Below are 3509 nucleotides of genomic sequence, written 5' to 3' on the forward strand. Positions count from 1 at the left end.
ACTCGCTCGGCCTGCAACCCCGGGCCACCCGCACCGAGTTGCTGTCCGACCTGGATGCCTGGAGCCGGCTCGGCGTCGAGGGCCACCTGGAGGCGGAACGCCCCTGGCTGCCGTACCACGGGCTGCTGACGGCGCCGGCCGCGCGACTGGTCGGCGCGCTGCCCACGGAGACCGTGGTGATGAACTCGCTGACGGTCAACCTGCACCTGCTGATGGTGAGCTTCTACCGGCCCGCCGGGGAGCGGACCCGGATCGTCATCGAGGACACCGCCTTCCCGTCGGACAGCTACGCGGTGCGCAGCCAGGCCCGGTTCCACGGCCTCGACCCGGACACCACCGTGGTCCGGCTCAGGCCGCGCCCGGGTGAGGAGAACCTGCGGACCGAGGACGTCACCGCGTTCCTCAGGGCCGAGGGGCACACCGTCGCGCTGGTCCTGCTCGGCGGGGTCAACTACCTCACCGGCGAGCTGATGGATATCCCCACGATCACCGCCGCCGGCCGGGCCGCCGGGGCGGTCGTCGGCTGGGACCTGGCGCACGCGGCGGGCAACGTGCCGCTGTCGCTGCACGACTGGGACGTCGACTTCGCCGCCTGGTGCTCGTACAAGTACCTCAACTCCGGGCCGGGGGCGCTCGGCGGGGTCTTCGTGCACGAGCGGCACCACGGCGACGAGTCGCTGCCCCGCTACGAGGGCTGGTGGAGCACGGCGGCGGCCACCCGGTTCGAGATGGCCGCGGTCAGCCGGCCGCCGGGCACCGTCGAGGCGTGGCAGATCTCCAACCCGCCGATCTTCGCGATGGGCCCGGTCCGCACCTCGCTGGAGTTGTTCGACTCGGTCGGCATGCCCGCGCTGCGCGAGCGCAGCCTGCGGCTCACCGGCTACCTGGAGCGGCTGCTCGACGAGGTGACCATCGACCGACCGCTCACCGTGGTCACCCCGCGCGATCCGGGCCGGCGCGGCTGCCAGCTCTCGGTGCGCATCGGCGAAGGCAGCGCCAACGAGCTGACCAAGCGGCTGCGCCACGAACACGGCGTGATCGCCGACGCCCGGGAGCCGGACATCGTCCGGTTCGCCCCGGTGCCGCTCTACTCGACGTACCACGACTGCTGGCGGGTCGCCGACGCGCTGTCCGCGACTGTGGAGGCCTTCTCATGAGTACGGAACCTGACGAGATCGCCGTGGTGGGCGCCGGGCTGGCCGGCTGCCTGCTGGCCTGCTTCCTGGCCCGGCGCGGCTATCCGGTGGCGCTGTACGAGCGGCGGCCGGACCCGCGCACCGGGACGGCGGAGCGGGGACGCTCGATCAACCTGGCGCTCTCCGAGCGCGGCCTGGACGCGCTGCGCCGGGTCGGGCTGGCCGAGCAGGTGATGGTCGACGCACTGCCGATGCGCGGCCGGATGGTGCACCCGGTGGTGGGCGAGCCGGGGTTCCAGCCGTACAGCGTCTCCGGCGACCGGGCGATCAACTCGATCAGCCGGGGCGCGCTGAACAACGCGCTGCTGGAGGCCGCCGCCAAGCTGCCCGGGGTGCGGATCGCCTTCGACCACCGGCTGGTCGGGCTCGACCCGGCGACCGGGGAGATGACCTTCGACACCCCGCAGGGCTCGGTCACCGCGGGCGCCCGGGCCGTGCTCGGCACCGACGGCGCCGGTTCGGCGGTACGCGGGCAGCTGCTCGAACACGGCCTGCTCACCGAGAGCGTCGACTTCCTCGACTACGGCTACAAGGAACTCACCATCCCGCCGCTGGGCGGTGACTTCGCGCTCGACCCGGGCGCCCTGCACATTTGGCCGCGCGGCACCTCGATGATGATCGCCCTGCCCAACCCGGATCGTTCCTTCACCTGCACGCTGTTCTGGCCCACCCACGGCACCGCCAGCTTCGCCTCGCTGGGCAGCAAGGCGGCGATCGAGCGGCACTTCGCGCAGCACTACCCGGACCTGCTCCCGCTCGCCCCGAACCTGGTCGACGACTACCAGCACAACCCGGTCGGCGTGCTCGGCACCGTGCGGTGCGACCCGTGGCAGGTCGACGGGCGGGTCGGCCTGCTCGGCGACGCGGCGCACGCCATCGTGCCGTTCTACGGCCAGGGCGCGAACTGCGCCTTCGAGGACGTGGTGGAGCTGGACCGCTGCCTTTCCGAGTGCGCCGACGACTGGTCTGCGGCGTTGCCCCTGTTCCAGCACCGCCGGCAGGACAACGCCGAAGCGATCGCCCAAATGGCGCTGGCCAACTTCGTGGAGATGCGGGACAAGGTCGCCTCGCCGGTGTTCCAGACCCGCAAGAAGGTTGAGCACGCCCTGGAGCGGGGGCTGCCCGGCCGGTACGTCTCCCAGTACGAGTTGGTCTCCTTCTCCACCATCCCGTACGCCGAGGTGCGGCGTCGGGTCCGCCGGCAGTACCAGGTGCTCGGCGCGGTGGCGGCCGGCGCGGCGGCGGTGCTGGCCGGCGCGGCGCTGGCGTTGGGACGCGGGAGGCGAGGATGACGCGCTGGGATCCCCGGCTGATGGCCGGGCAGGCACCGGACGGGCCCGGCCTGCTGCGCAACTTCGTCGGCGGCGAGTTCGTCGACACCGGCACCCGGTTCACCAAGCGCAGCCCGGTGACCGGTGAGCCGGTCTTCGAGGTGGTCGAGGCGTCCTCGTCCGTGGTGGACGATGCCGTGACCGCGGCCCGGGCGGCGCTGCGCGGGCCGTGGGGCCGGATGGGGGAGCGGGAACGCGCCGAGGTGCTGCGCCGGGTCGCCGACGAGCTGGAACGCCGCTTCGACGACCTGGTCGCCGCCGAGGTCGCCGACACCGGCAAGGCCATCTCGCAGGCCCGGACCCTGGACATCCCGCGCGGCGCGGCCAACTTCCGGGCCTTCGCCGAGATCGTGGCCACCGCGCCGACGGAGTCGTTCACCACGGTCACCCCGACCGGTGGCCGGGCGCTCAACTACGCGGTACGCAAGCCGGTCGGTGTGGTCGCGGTGATCGTGCCGTGGAACCTTCCGCTGCTCCTGCTCACCTGGAAGGTCGCCCCGGCCCTGGCCTGCGGCAACGCGGTGGTGGTCAAGCCCAGCGAGGAGACGCCCGCCTCGGCGACGCTGCTCGCCGAGGTGATGGCCGCGGCCGGTGTGCCCGAGGGCGTGTTCAACCTGGTGCACGGCTTCGGCCCCGGTTCGGCCGGCGAGTTCCTCACCCGGCACCCGAGCGTGGACGCGATCACCTTCACCGGCGAGTCCGCCACCGGTGGCGCCATCATGCGGGCCGCCGCCGACGGGGTGAAGGCGGTCAGCTTCGAGCTGGGCGGCAAGAACGCCGGCCTGGTCTTCGCCGACGCCGACCTGGACGCGGCGGTCGCCGGCTCGGTGCGCTCCAGCTTCACCAACGGCGGTCAGGTGTGCCTGTGCACCGAACGGATCTACGTGCAGCGGCCGGTGTTCGAGGAGTTCACCGCCCGGCTGGCCAAGCGCGCCGACGAGTTGGCGTACGGCTGGCCGGCGGACGAGGCGACGGTGAACAT

At 72.8% G+C, this 3509-nt stretch carries 3 protein-coding genes; all 3 read left to right on the forward strand.

What is annotated here, in order from left to right; all coding sequences use genetic code 11:
• Window positions 1–1157, forward strand: a 1157-nt coding sequence (gene kynU / locus AB0M52_RS32345) for a kynureninase (protein WP_363961548.1), incomplete at its 5' end; no start/stop codon positions are given.
• Entirely contained in the window at window positions 1154–2488 is a 1335-nt protein-coding gene (locus AB0M52_RS32350; RefSeq protein ID WP_363961550.1) for an NAD(P)/FAD-dependent oxidoreductase, read from the forward strand. The genes kynU and AB0M52_RS32350, both read left to right, overlap by 4 nt.
• A 20-nt stretch (window positions 2489–2508) precedes the next feature.
• Window positions 2509–3509, forward strand: a 1001-nt coding sequence (locus AB0M52_RS32355) for an aldehyde dehydrogenase family protein (RefSeq protein ID WP_363961552.1), incomplete at its 3' end; no start/stop codon positions are given.

It is taken from the genome of Micromonospora sp. NPDC051296, from assembly GCF_040682255.1.
Lineage (GTDB): Bacteria > Actinomycetota > Actinomycetes > Mycobacteriales > Micromonosporaceae > Micromonospora > Micromonospora craterilacus.